Below are 15,435 nucleotides of genomic sequence, written 5' to 3' on the forward strand. Positions count from 1 at the left end.
AAGAGTACAAGAGCGACTATCTCAACAATCTGTTATTGGCTCTCCCAGGTTTGGTGGGTAAAATGTATTCTAAGATACATTACTCCTAGCGAGGGAGTGGAGCGAACCACAAAGACACAAAGGACACAAAGATCGATCCTGAGTAAGTTAAACTTATCACACAGAACCTAGAAGAGCCTGTTATTTTTCGTGCTGTTCGTAAGCTGAGACAATTTTTTGTACTAGGGGATGACGCACCACATCGGCCCGGGATAGGTAACAAAAAGCGATCCCTTCTACTGATTTGAGGATTTTTTGAGCGGCAATTAACCCCGATTCCTGTTGTTGCGGTAAATCGGTTTGGGTGACATCTCCAGTTACTACCATGCGCGAACCGAATCCCAAGCGAGTTAAGACCATTTTTAACTGTGCTGGGGTAGTATTTTGGGCCTCATCAACGATAACAAAAGCATTAGCTAGGGTTCGTCCCCGCATATAAGCTAAGGGTGCGATTTCGATTTTACCCCGTTCCATCAGGTCGGGAATTTTGGCCGCTTCGATAAATTCGTATAAAGCATCGTAGAGGGGACGCAAAAAAGGATCGACTTTTTGCTGTAAATCCCCCGGGAGAAAGCCTAATTTTTCCCCCGCTTCCACGGCCGGCCGGGTGAGGATAATCCGTTCTACTTTATCTTCTAATAGAGCTTGTACGGCTAAAACGGCGGCTAAAAAGGTTTTCCCCGTGCCGGCAGGTCCAATACAAAAGGTGATATCGTGACTTTGAATCGCTTGGATATATTGACGCTGACGGAAGGTTTTTGCCCGAATTAGCTCCCCGCGACGGGTACGAGCGAGAATATCCTGCTGTAGTTCTTTATACTCGCTAGAACGCCCCGTATCGAGGGCATGGATAGCGGTCATAATATCGGCTTCGGCGATTAACTTGGCCTCTTGCCATAAAATACTTAAGGAGCGTACAATCGCTGTGGCACGCTCCACGGGGGTTGGTTGCCCCGCAATCCGCAATTCCATGCCTCTGAGGACTAAATTCGCCCCAGTTTGCTTGGCTATCAATTTGAGGTTAGCTTCTTGATGACCCGCTAAAGCGATCGCACTTTCTGAACTGGGGAATTGAATCGTTTGCCAAGTTTCCGTCATGCTCGGGGCTAAATTATCCTTTGGCTGTTTCTACCACTTTAGCAAAAGCGACGGGATCGAGGACGGCTAATTGGGCTAACATTTTCCGATTGAGGAGGATATTAGCTTTCTTTAATTGTCCGGTCAGTTGGCTGTAACTGATGCCCTGTTGACGAGCAGCGGCATTAATGCGGGTAATCCAAAGACGACGAAAATCGCGTTTCCGTTTGCGACGGTCTCTATAGGCATTCCGCAAGGCCTTCATTACCTGTTGGTTCGCTGTACGGAATAAGCGCGAGTGGGAACCGCGAAAACCTTTGGCTAATTTGAGAACTTTTTTGCGTCGCTTGCGGGCGACATTCCCCCGTTTTACTCTAGACATGATAATCCTTTAGACAATTTTTCTGGAAAACTTACAAATAGGGCAACATTAAGCGCACTTCCTTCTCGTCGCGCTCGTGTACCAAGGTAATCTGGGACAAACGACGGCGCTTGCGTTCGGCACTTTTATGATCGAGTAGGTGATTTTTGAAGGCTTTGCGACGTTTGATTTTTTTGCCGCTTCCCGTGGCCTCGAATCGTTTGGCCGCCGCCTTTCGCGTTTTTAGCTTGGGCATAAACTCCCTTTTATTAAATCGACACAATCACTAATACTATCACAAATAGAGGACTTTAGGCAAGGAGTGGCCAAAAGATTCCCCGGCTCATCCTTACTTTGGCCAGGTCTGTACTTGGGAATTAAATCAATCGGGAATTTTTCCCCTTCCTCTTGATCGAATCGCTAAGATCCAGATAATGTCTCGCGTTAACACGCATCTGGAGAAGTTATGGCTAAAACCCTACTAGAACAATTACGCCAATTTACAGTGGTTGTTGCCGATACCGGCGATATCCAAGCGATCGAAGCTTTTACCCCCCAAGATACCACCACTAACCCCTCCCTGATCACGGCTGCGGCCCAAATGCCCCCATATCGGCCGATTGTCGATCAAACCCTGCAAGCGGCCAGAAAAGAATTAGGAGAGCAGGCCACCCCGGAAGATGTGGCCAAATTAGCTTTTGATCGCCTAGCGATCGGTTTTGGTCTGCAAATCCTGCAAATCGTCCCCGGCCGCGTCTCCACCGAAGTGGATGCTCGTCTTTCCTACGATACCCAAGCTACCATCGACAAGGCCCGTTATCTCATTTCCCAGTATGAACAAGCGGGTATCTCTAGAGAAAGAGTCTTAATTAAAATTGCCTCGACGTGGGAAGGGATTAAAGCTGCAGAAGTCCTCGAAAAAGAGGGAATTCACTGTAATTTAACTCTATTATTCGGTTTTCATCAGGCGATCGCCTGTGCGGAAGCGGGAGTAACCTTAATTTCTCCCTTTGTCGGTCGGATTCTCGATTGGTATAAAAAAGAAACTGGTAAAGACTACGTTGGCGCTGAAGATCCCGGAGTCCAATCCGTTACCCAGATCTATAACTACTATAAAAAGTTTGGTTATAAAACCGAAGTTATGGGGGCAAGTTTCCGCAATATCGGCGAAATTTGCGAGTTAGCTGGTTGTGATCTTTTAACCATTTCTCCGAAACTGCTCGAACAATTGCAAGAGACAGAAGCCGATTTACCCCGTAAGCTCGATCCAGCACAGGCCGCAACCCTTGATATTGTCAAAATTGCCATGGATCAAGCGACTTTTGAGAAAATGCACGCCGAAGATGCCATGGCTTCCGAAAAACTAACGGAAGGTATTCAAGGTTTTACCAAAGCTTTAGAATTATTAGAACAATTGCTGATTCAACGTTTAACCCAGTTGGAAGGTCAGTCAACCCTAGAACACGCCGCCGAAGATATTTTTCGAGTCTATGATCATGATGGGGATGGTTTCATCACCCGGGAAGAATGGGCGGGAACCGATGCGGTATTTGATGCGATCGATATTAACCATGATGGCAGAATTTCTCCCGATGAGATCGCTGTCGGTTTGGGTGCGGCTTTTCGTTTAGTGGAAGCTTGACTCTCCCCCGCTAACCGCTCGCGCGGTGTAGCGGGGGATTCTTGGTTCATAGGCTCTTGACTAGATCAAACAGGTTTAACTGAACGACCCCCAACCGACCGCCTCCGCAAGCGTTTTCTAACACGGTCAGTCCGACCGCGTTTTTTCCTCGGTTCTCGATTACCTTCGCTGATGCCGTATCTCTTGGTTCAATGTGGCCGCAAGAATCACACCGGTGAACTCTTTCCGATAAGGCTTTTTTACCGGTAATTGCGCCACAATTCGGACACTCTTGCGAAGTTCCGTTTTTATCGACTTTAAGATAATAAGTAGGGTTTGCTGAAAAAGTTTTTCGGTGGTGGCAGGGTGTGGGGTGTGGGGTGTGGGGTGTGGGGTTTTACCAGTTTTGAGGTGGCCAATTACCTAATTTTCAGGGAAAAAGTGCCTAAATTTCCCCCGATCACTCCCATATCCGGTACTTTTTGATTGACAAAAGGTCTAAAAGTCTTACCCAACAAGGTTTTAAGATTTATTCAGCTAACCCTAAGTAGGTAGGCGTTAAAAGTTATCAGATCCCCCCACCTATCGGCACCCCCCTTATCAAGGGGGGCAGGGGGGATCGAACCTAAAATTCATTTTTAATTTAATTATAACCAGCTACTTATTTTCCCCGTTTCCAAGCGACAAACGGTAGTATCTCGTTAATAAAACTACCGATACCCGAATCTAGAGATTGTTTTCTAACGATCCCTCTAGACCAGGAAACGAAGTTAATATCTTCAACGAAGATATTATCGGCATATCACAAAGATAATGAGCTAGTTTAAAGTGCCAATCTCTACGGGTATTAGACACCTTTTCATGTAATCTTGCTATCTTCTCTTGGAGTTTTAACCAATTGTTTGAGCCTTTGACTTGATGTTTCAAGCGTCTTTGTAGCAATTTAAGCTTACTCTGTACTTTCAACAAAAATCGAGGGGCTTTGATTAAATCTCCTCGTGAAGTAGCGACAAAACTCTCAATCCCCGCGTCAATTCCTAAACAGGTCTTCCCCACTGTCATATCGGGAACTAATTCCGTAGATTGGAAGGAAACCGAAACGTAAAATCCCGACGCTTTGCGGATAATTCGAGCTTGTTTAGGCTCAAACCCAGACGGGTATTCTCTAGATGGCCGGATTCTAATTTTTCCCAATTGTGGAAAATTTAAGTATTCGTCACCTAAGAAGTTTATTGTAGGGGGTCTAAGTGGGTTTTAGCCTAACTGCCCAATCAAACAACAATCTTAAGCTTTATCTCCTCAGTCCTCAACAGTGGTACAATTGCCGTCATAGCTAGGGGTGTCTGAGGCAATCAGGCTGAGAAAGACCCTTAGAACCTGAGACTGGGTAATTCCAGCGTAGGGAAGCTGTTTACAGAGGAAATAAAATTATGAGACAAGAATGGGTTGCCCCCCGGCGCGGACAAGCAAATGTATCGCAAATGCACTACGCCCGTCAGGGGATAATTACCGAAGAGATGACGTATGTGGCAAAACGGGAAAATCTCTCTCCCGAATTGATTCGCAGCGAAATCGCCCGAGGAAGACTGATTATTCCCGCTAATATCAATCACCTCAACCTCGAACCTATGGCGATCGGTATTGCTTCTAAGTGTAAAGTTAATGCTAATATCGGGGCTTCACCCAACTCCTCGAATATTAACGAAGAACTGGAAAAATTACACCTAGCGGTCAAATACGGCGCAGATACGGTGATGGATCTCTCCACCGGTGGCGGTAATTTGGACGAAATTCGCACTGCGATTATCAATGCTTCTCCTGTCCCCATCGGTACTGTACCCATCTATCAAGCGGTGGAAAGCGTTCACGGCAATATTGAAAAACTCACCCCCGAAGATTTCCTCCATATTATCGAAAAACACGCCCAGCAAGGGGTAGATTACATGACGATTCATGCGGGAATCCTCATCGAACACCTGCCTTTAGTCAAAACCCGTCTGACCGGGATTGTCTCCAGGGGCGGTGGTATTATTGCTAAGTGGATGCTGCACCACCACAAGCAAAATCCTCTCTACACCCATTTCGATGAAATTATCGAGATTTTCCAGCGTTATGACGTTTCTTTTAGTCTCGGTGACTCCCTGCGTCCTGGTTGTACCCACGATGCTTCCGATGCGGCCCAATTAGCGGAATTGAAAACCCTCGGCCAACTGACGCGCCGCGCTTGGGAACACGATGTACAGGTGATGGTGGAAGGGCCTGGCCATGTTCCCATGGATCAAATTGAATTTAATGTGAAAAAACAAATGGAGGAGTGTAGCGAAGCACCTTTCTATGTTCTTGGTCCCCTTGTCACCGATATTGCTCCAGGGTACGATCATATCACTTCGGCGATCGGGGCGGCTCTGGCGGGTTGGTACGGGACGGCGATGTTATGTTATGTCACCCCGAAAGAACATCTCGGTTTACCCAACGCTGAAGATGTGCGAAATGGCTTAATTGCCTACAAAATAGCGGCTCATGCGGCAGATATCGCCCGTCATCGTCCCGGAGCGCGGGATCGTGACGATGAACTCTCCATTGCTCGTTATAATTTCGATTGGAATCGTCAATTTCAGTTATCCTTGGATCCCGATCGCGCTAAGGAATACCACGATGAGACTTTACCCGCAGATATCTATAAGACGGCGGAGTTTTGTTCGATGTGTGGACCGAAATTCTGTCCCATGCAAACTAAAGTCGATGCCGATGCGATTACGGAATTAGAGAAGTTTCTCGCTAGTCAGAATCAAGACAATTTAACCCCGGTTTAAAGGGGAGTTATGGGAAGGGCTGCTTGATTTCAGCCCTATTCCTAGCATAGAAGTCAAAATTCTGGGAATAGCCGCCGATTTTTTGACTAATTGACCCGTTTTTCTAGATATTGACCGATCATCAATTCTTGACCGGCGCGAGAGATAATAGTTTGTCGGGTGCGATATTGTTGACCGATGAGTTTAATTTCTTCTTCAAAGACAGAACCGGCGTATTCTGTTCTCAGACAGAGAGTAGAGGGGTTAGGAAAGGTATAAATAGCGCTAACGGGTTTATCCGTCGCAAATCCCCGATCGCGATAGAGAATATTATCTAAAATACCGAATATAGTCGAACCGTTGGAGGGTTTTTTACTCTGGGGACGGAGATAATTACTTTGCCAAGTCACTTCCGTACCACCTAATAGAACTGTATCTTCCAGATTATGTAAACGGGCCAGTTGAATTAATGGTTCGCTGCCTTGGGGTAAATATTTAATCTCGATGGCGCTGATAACTTCTTGGGGTTCCGTTTCTTGGGTGAGGGTGTAATAACGTCTCTGGGATTGCCAGCGTCCTTCTGTCTGCTTAAAAAAGGCTAAAGCCAAAGTTTCTAGCGATAATTGGGCGGTTTGAATTAATGTCATAGAAATAAAACCTTTCCTGTTTTTTGGGAGAGCAGATTTGTTATCCTTTGTCAAGAGTTTGCCAGAGAACTGTTACACATCTTAATACAATTATAACTCTGCATGGAAATTAAGTGGTAGGGGTGTTGAGAGAGATAATTGGGAAAAAGCCGCATAGATACAGCAGTTACAGGGAAAAAACGGGATAAGATTGCTAAAACCTGCGAGCTTATCCTAGTTACTTCCATTTACCCTTATCTATCGATTAATTCTGTCAAATTGGCTACAGTGAGGCCGAGGTGATTCCCCCAACCCCCTTTTTTACCTGTTACTTTTCACCCGATCTGCCCAGTCTTGGTATTGTTAAAAATATAGAACCTCCGAACAAGGTCTCAACTCCGTGCAGTTAAAACAAGTCATCATCGCTCACAAGGCCAACCATCCCCAAAGTAAAGCATGGGCGGAAAAATGCGCTAAACAGTTAGAAGCCCGTCAGTGTAAAGTTTTAATGGGACCCAGTGGCTTTAAAGATAATCCCTATCCGGTATTTTTAGCCTCAGCATCGGAAAAAATCGACCTTGCCATCGTTTTGGGGGGAGATGGAACCATTTTAGCCGCCGCTCGCTATTTAGCTCACGAAGACATTCCAATTTTAGCGGTGAATGTCGGCGGCCATCTGGGATTTTTAACGGAACCTTTTGAGATTTTCCAGGATACGGAGACGGTCTGGGATCGTTTACAATCCGACCACTACGCGGTACAACAACGGATGATGTTAAAGGCCAGAATCTATGAAGGGGATAAAAGAAACCCGCAGCCAGTGAGCGAGGCATTTTATGCCCTGAATGAGATGTGTGTGAAACCCGCTAGTATCGATAGGATGCCCACCTCAATCCTCGAAATCGAAGTGGACGGGGAAGTAGTAGATCAGTACCAAGGAGATGGTTTATTAGTGGCTACTCCCACGGGGTCCACCTGTTACACCGCTTCCGCTAATGGCCCGATTATACACCCCGGCATGGAAGCGATCGCTGTCACCCCGATTTGTCCCTTGAGTCTCTCCAGTCGGCCGATTGTCATTCCCCCGGCATCTCTGGTCAGTATTTGGCCTCTGGGAGACTACGAATTAAACACTAAACTCTGGATGGATGGCGCTTTAGCCACTTCCATTTGGCCCGGGCAATGGGTGGGAGTTACCAAAGCTGAAAAATTCGCCCAATTTATTATCCTGCGGGAAAGCTATTCTTTTTATCAGACTCTACAGGAAAAATTACAATGGGCCGGAGCGAGAATTCATTATGATGGCAATCGTCATAATTAGGGTTTGCGGCAAAAAGTTTTTCGTGGGTGTAGGGTGTAGGGTGTAGGGTTTTACCGATTTTCAGGGGGTCAATTACCTAATTTTCAGGGAAAAAGTGCCTAAATTCCCCCCGATCACTCCCATATCTGGTACTTTTTGATTTACAAAAACTCTAAAAGTCTTAACCAACAAGGGTTTTACCATTATTCAGCCAGCCCTACTTATAATTACCGAGATGCCAGTAGGGATCGTTAAAGGTTGAGCGGGGTCGAAGGAGCAAAAGGCCCCTTGCACCCCAGCGAATAGAGGGTCAAAAGTTGTCAAAATATTTGACAAAATTGCCACTTTATGGTAAGGAATTGGGTTATTCTTGTCCCGTAAATTTTAAATTTCATCCCATCCAGTTAAGCCAGAAGACATAACATAACTGGTAACGGTTGCTTCAAAAAAGTTCGCTTTGGTGTGGCCTTCTTTTTTGGTATCGGAGAAGCGTTCTAGATGGTTATAGGGACTTTTGTTATACTTTTCTTCCTTGTATAAAGGCTCAAGTCCGATCGCTTTCAGCCGAATATTAGCGAGGTATTTGGTGTACTGTTCGGTACTGTATTCGGTAATACCTAAAATGTCGTTGCCAACAATGTGATTTGTCCAGCGACATTCGTGTTTAACGGCCGTATCGAACATCTCATAAATCTGTTCAACGGAATGGGAAAAAGTTGCCATGGCTTCGGGAATAAGTTTCTGATACAAACGGACGTGACTTAATTCGTCCCGGTTGATCATTTTGAAAACGTCAGCACTACCGGACATTAGCTGTCGAGAAGCGAGATTATAGAAAAAGATAAAGCCGTTGTAAAAATACAAACTCTCCAGCAAATAATCGGCAAGAAGGGCGATAAAATAGCTTTCAGTAGTTTGTTTGTCGATGTATTGCTGGTAGAGACTAGCGATAAATTCACAGCGATCCTTGAGAACTTTATCGGTACGCCAAAAGTCATAAACTTCGCCTCTGCGATCCGAGGGAATAATGGTTTCAATTAAGTATTGATAACTTTGATTGTGCATGGCTTCTTGAGAAATTTGTTCCGCCATACAAAGACTAATTTCTGGCGCAGTGACGCTACCTTTTAGGTGGGGAATATTACAGGTTTGCACGGAATCAAGAAAAGTTAGATAGGATAAAATACCATCATAAGCATATCTTTCTTCGTCGGTAAGATGCCCGTATTCAGTCACGTCTTGAGTGATATCTAAGCGTTGCGGAATCCAGAAATTTTCGCGCATTTGTTGATATAAACCCACCGCCCAGGTGTAGCGGACATCGTTTAACTGCATCAGGTTGGTGGTGTTACCAAACCAGATCGAACGGTTTTCGATCGCATCATCTCCCGCCGGATTGAAGATCGGGGAAATGGGCATCGAATGGCAAGAATTAACTAAATGTAAGGACATGATTACTTGGATATTATGGCACTTTTAGGTTATAATAGATTTTCGGTAAAAAGTCAAATGTTTTGATTTTGATTAGGAATAAATTCAAAATCTAGGGCTTCTGCCAAAGTAAATGGGCAATCCTTCGGGAATTTCTCTAGGTTTATCCCTGTTTCAATAGCGGCTTTTTTTCTGTCCTTATTATAGCATTTTTTTAAATTGTCTTCTGTTAAAAAACTCTTAAGACTAGGGCTATTTTCTAAATCTTCTTCGATTCTTTCTCGCTGCTCAAAAAGGGTTAATGCCCAGCTTCTGGTTTGTTTTTCTGGCTCTTGTAAGTATTTTAGTAAATGCCATAAAATCACGGTCAGATTGCTTTTAAGGGCTTTCTGTTGACTGATAGACATAGATTTTATTTCTTCAATTAAATTCTCTAAATCTAAATCAGAAAACCGATGATTTTCTAGTAAAGATATGGTTTTCTCTATCCAGAGATAGTAATCCTGTTCGTATAAAGTCTTATCCATAGCTGTGATTAGGTGATGAGTAGGACTTATTTTAAATGATATAAAAAAATTAAGGTGGGCATTGCCCACCCAAGTTAACCTTAATTAGCGCAACTAGAACAACTATCGTCAGACTCTCGAAAATTGTCCTTTTGTACGGTACGGATATAATAAATCGCTTTACACCCCAATTCCCACGCCATGATGAGAGTATCAAAGATATCTTTAGCAGTGAGACAACGGTTGGGTTCTGCGGGGAAATAAACCCCTTCATTGAGGTTGAATAATAATTCCATAGAAATCCCCGTATCAATCCATTCTTGCATAGTAGCGATCGCTTTTACCACTTGTTGCTGTTCGAGATTTTTATTCTCTGGATAAAACCAGAAAGCTTCTTCAATAAAAGGTGGTGCGATGGGAACGGTTCCCTTTGCCCATTTATCGTAGAAAAAGCGACTATAAACCGGCAAAACACTAGCGGTACATCCCTGTACCAAACTAGAGGAAGTATTAGGAGCAATGGCGGTAATATGGGAGTTACGGATGCCAAATCGTTGAATATCTTCGGCTAATTGTTGCCATCTTTGCGGTTGCACCGCGTTATTTAAAAACCATGCCACTGGTTTTGCTCCGATTAATTTACCTTGACTCCATTCACTACCCAAGAAAGCTTGATAAGCGCCGCGTTCTTTGGCTAATTCCATCGAAGAATAGGTACACCAATAGCCAATTTCTTCAAATAAATTACTAATTTCTGACAGGTTATTGTAGGATAATTTCCGTTTAGCTAACCAGTCAGCCAATCCCATCGCCCCTACCCCAATAGTGCGATATTTATCGTTGTGGTTTTTAGCATTATCAAAGGGAGGATTAGTGATATCGATAGTATTGTCGAGAATCCTGACAGCGATTTGACAATTAGACTCGATTTCTTCCCTGTCGATATTGGCTAAATTAAGGCTAACTAAATTACAGCAATGGGCAGTTTTATCGGGGGTGACATTGCTAAAAGATTCGGTGCATTGTCCTGTTAGAATGCCGTTAAACATTCCCAGATGACGCTTGGGTTCTGTAAAACAGTAGGTGTCATCTCGACGACAGGTTAACTCTACCGATTCAATGCGAATAAACTGAGTGGCCGAACGTTGGGGTTCTTTTAAAGTCCATTGTAAGCGATGGGTTTTAAGTCCCAATTGACCAAGTTGAAATAGTCCGACAGAATTAATCAGTAAACGATATTTTGGTTGACAGAGATATTCTTGATAATTTCCCTTTCCATTTGGCATCAATTTATAGCCACCGTCATCCATAAAAGTAACTTTGGAATCAACTCCTAAAGTCTGTAACATTAGGCGAATATCGAGCAAAAATTGCCGGTTAACAGCAGCAATCTGGAGAGACTCGTTAGAACCATTGCGGGCAACTGTTCCATCGGCATCAAGTAAACCAGCTAACCATTCTAAACGAGATTTAATTGTGTAACCATTGAGAGGAACTGTAAATTTACTGGGAATATCTAACGGGAGTTTACAGACGATCCGATCTTGTTTACTGTCATGATATACCCCTAGGGTATCGGTTTCTTTTCTCCAAAAAGTACCTTTTTCAATAGAGCCATTTCCCCGATATTTGTTACGAATAGCCAATAAGGGAAGTAACTCTTTTTTAACTCCGTATAGGTCAACTTCTGGCATTCCATTGTTTCCGTAACTCCCATCTCCAGAAAAGAATCCTGCGGTGTAGGCGTAGGGAAAGTCAAGATCATTTTCTGACTGGATGAGAGGCAGCTGGTATTTAATTAATTTATCTCCTTGTTTGAGGTCTTTTGCCTCCACAATTTCCACGGTTCCCTTGTAGTTCTTCTGAACGTAAAACTTATGGTAGTAAGTACATTCTAATGCCTCTCCGTTAGAGAAATTGACCTTTAATAAAGGCTGGTTTTCTCCAGTCTTTTTAACTAATACTTCTGACCACTCCAATCCATTCCAGACATTAACATATTCCCCCACCAAATCAGCGATTGCTATTTGTCCTCGGTCAGTGAGAATTTTTGTTTCTCCCGCGACGCATAAATTTACACCGGGGATATAGCCATCGTGCTTATTAGGATTAGCGCGATTGATGGTATCTTTGAAGGCAATGTAGGGCATTCCTGTTTCTACTTGGGAACGCATGATACTTTTAAATAAGTCCCGGGCATTGATTTTTTTATAGAGGAGAATCTCTTGATCTAAATTAGCTTCTACTAAACGATAGGCCTCTTCAAATTCTTCCCCCCATAGTTCCGCTAATTCTATACCTAATTTATTGCGAACTTCGTAGGGATCTACTAATGTCCACTCGGCTTTATTTATCACCCGACGCATGAATTCATCGGTGATAACTAATTGGGGAAAAACATCATAAGCTTTACGTCTTTGATCACCGTTTTCTGTCTGCATTTCCAGAAATTCTGGCACATCTAAATGCCAGATGTCAACACCGATAGTTACTGCCCCGGCGCGTCTTCCCCCCTGATTTACTGCAATAGCTGTATCGTTGAGTAATTTAATCCAAGGAATAATCCCCCCGGAAGCATTAGCTTTCCCCATTACCCAGCTACCAGTGGCGCGAATTCTACTCACATTCACCCCGACACCGCCACCATTTTTTGAGATGCGGGCAGCATTAGTAATCTCGTCGAAAATGCTTTCTAAACTGTCGTCAATGGAGAGGATAAAACAACTGGTTAAGGAACCTTTGGGAGTGCGTAAATTGGCTAAAATTGGGGTGGCGAGAGAGATTTTTCTTTGAGCAATCGCTTGATAAAATTTCTTCGCCCAGGGGAGTCTATTAGCTGGTTCTTCCACAGTGGCAAGCAGCAAGGAACAGGTTAATAATGCCTCTTGGGGTAACTCATTTTTGAGTAAATAACGGCTAGTGATTAACAATGCCCCTGCGTAATCATAATCGATGTCCCAATCGGAATTAATCCAAGAACCAGCTTCTTTTAATTCTGCCTCGGAATAGATGAGAATCCTTTCGTCGTACAGCCGATTTTTAACTTGAGTTTTGACAGTTTTCTCGTAATTTCCGTACTGATAACCCCGGACTACTAAGGTATCTTTCCACAGACTCCAAATATGCAATCTTCCCGCCACATAGCGCCAATCCGGTTCCTCGGGACTACACATTTCTAGGGCGCAATTAATTAAATTATCCTGTATTTCCCTGGTGGTAATCCCATCCCGCAGGCGCGTGGTTAAACCTGCTTCTAAGGCGATTGAATTGACTTTTTTGCCTTCACAAGCCCACTCTACCACGTCGCGAATTTTGCCGATATTTAAGCTTGTGGTGGAACCATCGCGCCGAATCACTCTAATTCCATGGCTGCCCATATTAGCTAAAGGGGTAGAACGAAAGGGTATTACTTCGTTATTTTTGTGAATGGAGACGGTAGTAGTCAAGGGCTTTGATTGCATAATTAGGAAATTGCGGCGTTAAAAAATTTGACAAATTAATCTATTTGTACTAGAGTATTATATCAGATTTTCTGGGAAAACACAACATCTAGCGTGTTAAATAATCTTATCACTCTATATATGGTATAGCCAGGATTATTTTGTTCCCTAAAAACAGTGTTTTGGCTGACATTTTCTGGAAAAAATTCTTGATTTTCCTGAAAAATGTAGTTCTTTTGTATGCTTGACAAAAAGCTTTTTCTTTGGCATGAAAAACAGATTGACAAAATATTTTTGATCCGATTCTGCTTGACTGCTGAGGAGGTTGTGGTCAGACTTTAGCTAATGGCTGATAGCTTATGGGTATAGTTTTGTTCTTAAGTACCTAAGTAGGGAGGCACAATTATTTGTAAGATGGGTTAGCGGTAGCGTAACATAATCGGGCGTTGGGTTTCATGCTTCAACCCAACCTACGTTCTGTCCTGGGAGATATTGCTTTTACTCCCGAAGGGGAAATCATTCAGGATAAATTCTCCGTGGCACAAATTAAAATGAATGCCGATGGTAAAAATGGTAAATTTACTTTTGTGGAAAATTAATAAGTAAGTGGTTCTTCTCGTTTCTACCTCGTTGCAAGGGTCTCCCTTGCAACGCATTTCCAGAGGTTCTAGCTCTTGTGTAATACTAAATCCTGTTTAAAGTGTTCAAGAGTGTTAAAGTCGAGTCCAAAATCAACATAATCCTGTTTTGACTTGCAATGTTCTATTCAATTAATTTCTCTAGGGATAGGACAGTATTCGATGGTGGTGTTGGACAAGAATAAAAGAAAAATGTAGGTTGGGTTTCCCTTTCTTCAGAAATTCTTCTTAAGTTTTCGTGTTCCCTAATTCTTGCTCTAAGCTAGTTCTGGAATTTCTGGCAATTATTAGTAGTGAAATGGCTCTTCTCTACTTTGTGTGATAAGCACTGATTATCATTCGTAGGAGTCTTGCTAGGCAAGGCTTTGAAGACTATATTTCTATAAAATTATCCCTATTCTTCTTCCCTCCACACAGAAACCAGAAGAGCCGTGAAATTTACAGGAAACAATAACAATTTCTTGATCAGACACGCTATAAACTAGGCGATGTTCTTTTGTAATGCGTCGTGACCATAATCCTGATAGTTCATGTTTTAATGCTTCTGGTTTTCCTAATCCAGAAAAAGGCTCTCTTTGAACATCTTTAATAAGGCTGACAATTTTAGCGTCAACTTTTTTGTCTGCGATCGCCCATTAATTAAACTCATCAAAACTTCGGGTTAGAAAGGCGACTTTCCTGATCAGTTAGCAGCATCTACATAAATATAACTATCAGGATTTTTCAGAGATTCTCTTGCCTCTTGGAGATGTTGACGGTTAGCTTCTGTGGAAAGCAGATAGTCCGTTTCATCCATTTCAGCAGCTTCTTTAATCAATAAAATCGCTTCGACAACTGTTCCTTCTGGTAAGTCGAGGTGAGGTAAACTAAGTTGACCATTTTTGATGATTGTTTGGTATTTTAGTGCATTCATAGAATTCAACTATTCTTGATATTCTATTAATTATAAGTAGGTAGGCGTTAAAAATTATCAGATGCCCCCCTTATTAAGGGGGATCCCCCCGCCTATCGGCACCCCCCTTATCAAGGGGGGCAGGGGGGATCGAACCTAAAATCCATTTTTAATTTAATTATAACCAGCTACTTAGCAGTTTCAAAGATAACTTGGCTCTTCTCGTTTCTGTATAGTCTTACCTCGTTGTAAGAGTCTCCCTTGTAAGGCTTTCCAGAGGTTCTAGCTCTTGTCTAACCGCTCAGGGGAGGGAGACACTCCTTCCTGACAGGGGGACAAGCCAGCTGAAAAGCTTATGTAGCATGGAATACAGACACAGACTCCAAAAAAAGATAAGTCATATTTACCATATATGACCTAAATAACGAAAATGATAAGTGAACTATACCAGAAAGTGTTAGAAAATGAACTGGGGCGAGCCAGATATCTACTGTTGTTAATGGTAGTTGGAACCTGGCAAATATTGAAGCAAGCAAAGTTAGAGATATTAGCTGAAGCCTTACCAATACCAATCCTGTTTGAGAGTCGGAGAAAAAAACTAAAAAGATTTTTAAAGCTGGAAATTCTGAATATTGAAAAAATCTGGTTTCTCTGCTTAAAAGAGATGTTAAAACAGCAGGAGAGATTCACAATAAAAGGATTAGTATATATT

The 15,435-nt window shown here is 43.0% G+C and carries 13 protein-coding genes, 4 pseudogenes and 1 riboswitch; of the genes and pseudogenes, 6 read left to right on the top strand and 11 right to left on the bottom strand.

Features of this window, described 5'->3' with window-relative positions:
* Positions 1–180: 180 nt before the first annotated feature.
* The 3 genes from O9332_RS05435 to rpmI are packed head-to-tail and all read right to left on the bottom strand — an operon-like array spanning position 181 to position 1,733.
* Complete coding sequence (locus O9332_RS05435) at positions 181–1,137, bottom strand: PhoH family protein (protein WP_002743972.1); 957 nt, start codon at positions 1,135–1,137, stop codon at positions 181–183.
* A 13-nt stretch (positions 1,138–1,150) separates the two neighbouring features.
* A complete protein-coding gene (rplT, locus tag O9332_RS05440; RefSeq protein ID WP_002739593.1) occupies positions 1,151–1,498 on the bottom strand; it encodes a 50S ribosomal protein L20 in 348 nt (115 codons plus the stop codon).
* A 31-nt stretch (positions 1,499–1,529) separates the two neighbouring features.
* Positions 1,530–1,733 (bottom strand): 50S ribosomal protein L35, encoded by a 204-nt coding sequence (rpmI, locus tag O9332_RS05445; protein WP_002781071.1) that lies wholly within the window; start codon positions 1,731–1,733, stop codon positions 1,530–1,532.
* A 210-nt stretch (positions 1,734–1,943) separates the two neighbouring features.
* Between rpmI and O9332_RS05450 the strand changes: the two genes are divergently transcribed.
* On the top strand, positions 1,944–3,119 hold the full coding sequence (locus O9332_RS05450; RefSeq protein ID WP_288024121.1) for a transaldolase: 1,176 nt from the start codon (positions 1,944–1,946) through the stop codon (positions 3,117–3,119).
* Positions 3,120–3,165: 46 nt separating this feature from the next.
* Here O9332_RS05450 and O9332_RS05455 read toward each other — a convergent pair.
* Positions 3,166–3,426: pseudogene (locus O9332_RS05455) on the bottom strand (zinc ribbon domain-containing protein); the annotation flags it as partial.
* A gap of 38 nt (positions 3,427–3,464) precedes the next feature.
* Here O9332_RS05455 and O9332_RS27955 point away from each other — a divergent pair.
* Positions 3,465–3,649 (top strand): annotated as a pseudogene (locus O9332_RS27955) (hypothetical protein).
* A 113-nt stretch (positions 3,650–3,762) separates the two neighbouring features.
* On the opposite strand, the pseudogene O9332_RS05460 reads toward O9332_RS27955, so the two are convergent.
* Positions 3,763–4,337, bottom strand: a pseudogene (locus tag O9332_RS05460) (RNA-guided endonuclease InsQ/TnpB family protein); the annotation flags it as partial.
* Positions 4,338–4,423: 86 nt separating this feature from the next.
* Positions 4,424–4,520, top strand: a riboswitch (TPP riboswitch).
* A gap of 8 nt (positions 4,521–4,528) precedes the next feature.
* Between O9332_RS05460 and thiC the strand changes: the two are divergent.
* The gene (gene thiC / locus O9332_RS05465) at positions 4,529–5,911 is read left to right on the top strand and encodes a phosphomethylpyrimidine synthase (protein ID WP_002757174.1); all 1,383 of its coding nucleotides are present in this window, start codon (positions 4,529–4,531) and stop codon (positions 5,909–5,911) included.
* Between the two features lie 86 nt (positions 5,912–5,997).
* Here thiC and O9332_RS05470 read toward each other — a convergent pair whose 3' ends face one another.
* Positions 5,998–6,537, bottom strand: a complete 540-nt coding sequence (locus O9332_RS05470; protein ID WP_159290762.1) for a phycobiliprotein lyase — start codon at positions 6,535–6,537, stop codon at positions 5,998–6,000.
* A gap of 379 nt (positions 6,538–6,916) precedes the next feature.
* Between O9332_RS05470 and O9332_RS05475 the strand changes: the two genes are divergently transcribed.
* A complete protein-coding gene (locus tag O9332_RS05475) occupies positions 6,917–7,837 on the top strand; it encodes an NAD(+) kinase (protein WP_002757170.1) in 921 nt (306 codons plus the stop codon).
* Positions 7,838–8,200: 363 nt separating this feature from the next.
* Here O9332_RS05475 and O9332_RS05480 read toward each other — a convergent pair whose 3' ends face one another.
* The 3 genes from O9332_RS05480 to O9332_RS05490 all read right to left on the bottom strand — a co-directional run bounded on the left by O9332_RS05480 (position 8,201) and on the right by O9332_RS05490 (position 13,214).
* On the bottom strand, positions 8,201–9,268 hold the full coding sequence (locus O9332_RS05480; protein WP_288024127.1) for a ribonucleotide-diphosphate reductase subunit beta: 1,068 nt from the start codon (positions 9,266–9,268) through the stop codon (positions 8,201–8,203).
* Positions 9,269–9,321: 53 nt separating this feature from the next.
* Positions 9,322–9,774, bottom strand: coding sequence for a DUF29 domain-containing protein (locus O9332_RS05485; RefSeq protein ID WP_288024129.1), 453 nt, complete (start codon positions 9,772–9,774; stop codon positions 9,322–9,324).
* A gap of 80 nt (positions 9,775–9,854) precedes the next feature.
* Positions 9,855–13,214: a ribonucleotide reductase barrel domain-containing protein gene (locus O9332_RS05490; protein ID WP_002757163.1), complete on the bottom strand. Its 3,360-nt coding sequence runs from the start codon at positions 13,212–13,214 to the stop codon at positions 9,855–9,857.
* A gap of 434 nt (positions 13,215–13,648) precedes the next feature.
* On the opposite strand from O9332_RS05490, the gene O9332_RS05495 reads away from it, so the two are divergent.
* Positions 13,649–13,792 carry a hypothetical protein gene (locus O9332_RS05495; protein ID WP_002757162.1) on the top strand — a complete coding sequence of 48 codons (144 nt, stop codon included), beginning with the start codon at positions 13,649–13,651 and terminating at the stop codon, positions 13,790–13,792.
* A gap of 419 nt (positions 13,793–14,211) precedes the next feature.
* On the opposite strand, the gene O9332_RS05500 is transcribed toward O9332_RS05495, so the two are convergent.
* Both O9332_RS05500 and O9332_RS05505 read right to left on the bottom strand, forming a co-directional pair.
* Positions 14,212–14,460 (bottom strand): Txe/YoeB family addiction module toxin, encoded by a 249-nt coding sequence (locus O9332_RS05500; protein WP_288024136.1) that lies wholly within the window; start codon positions 14,458–14,460, stop codon positions 14,212–14,214.
* A gap of 53 nt (positions 14,461–14,513) precedes the next feature.
* Positions 14,514–14,744, bottom strand: coding sequence for a hypothetical protein (locus O9332_RS05505; RefSeq protein WP_288024133.1), 231 nt, complete (start codon positions 14,742–14,744; stop codon positions 14,514–14,516).
* A 433-nt stretch (positions 14,745–15,177) separates the two neighbouring features.
* Between O9332_RS05505 and O9332_RS05510 the strand changes: the two are divergent.
* Positions 15,178–15,435: pseudogene (locus O9332_RS05510) on the top strand (IS4 family transposase); the annotation flags it as partial.

The sequence above is a fragment of the Microcystis sp. LE19-10.1B genome (assembly GCF_027530565.1).
Lineage (GTDB): Bacteria > Cyanobacteriota > Cyanobacteriia > Cyanobacteriales > Microcystaceae > Microcystis > Microcystis aeruginosa.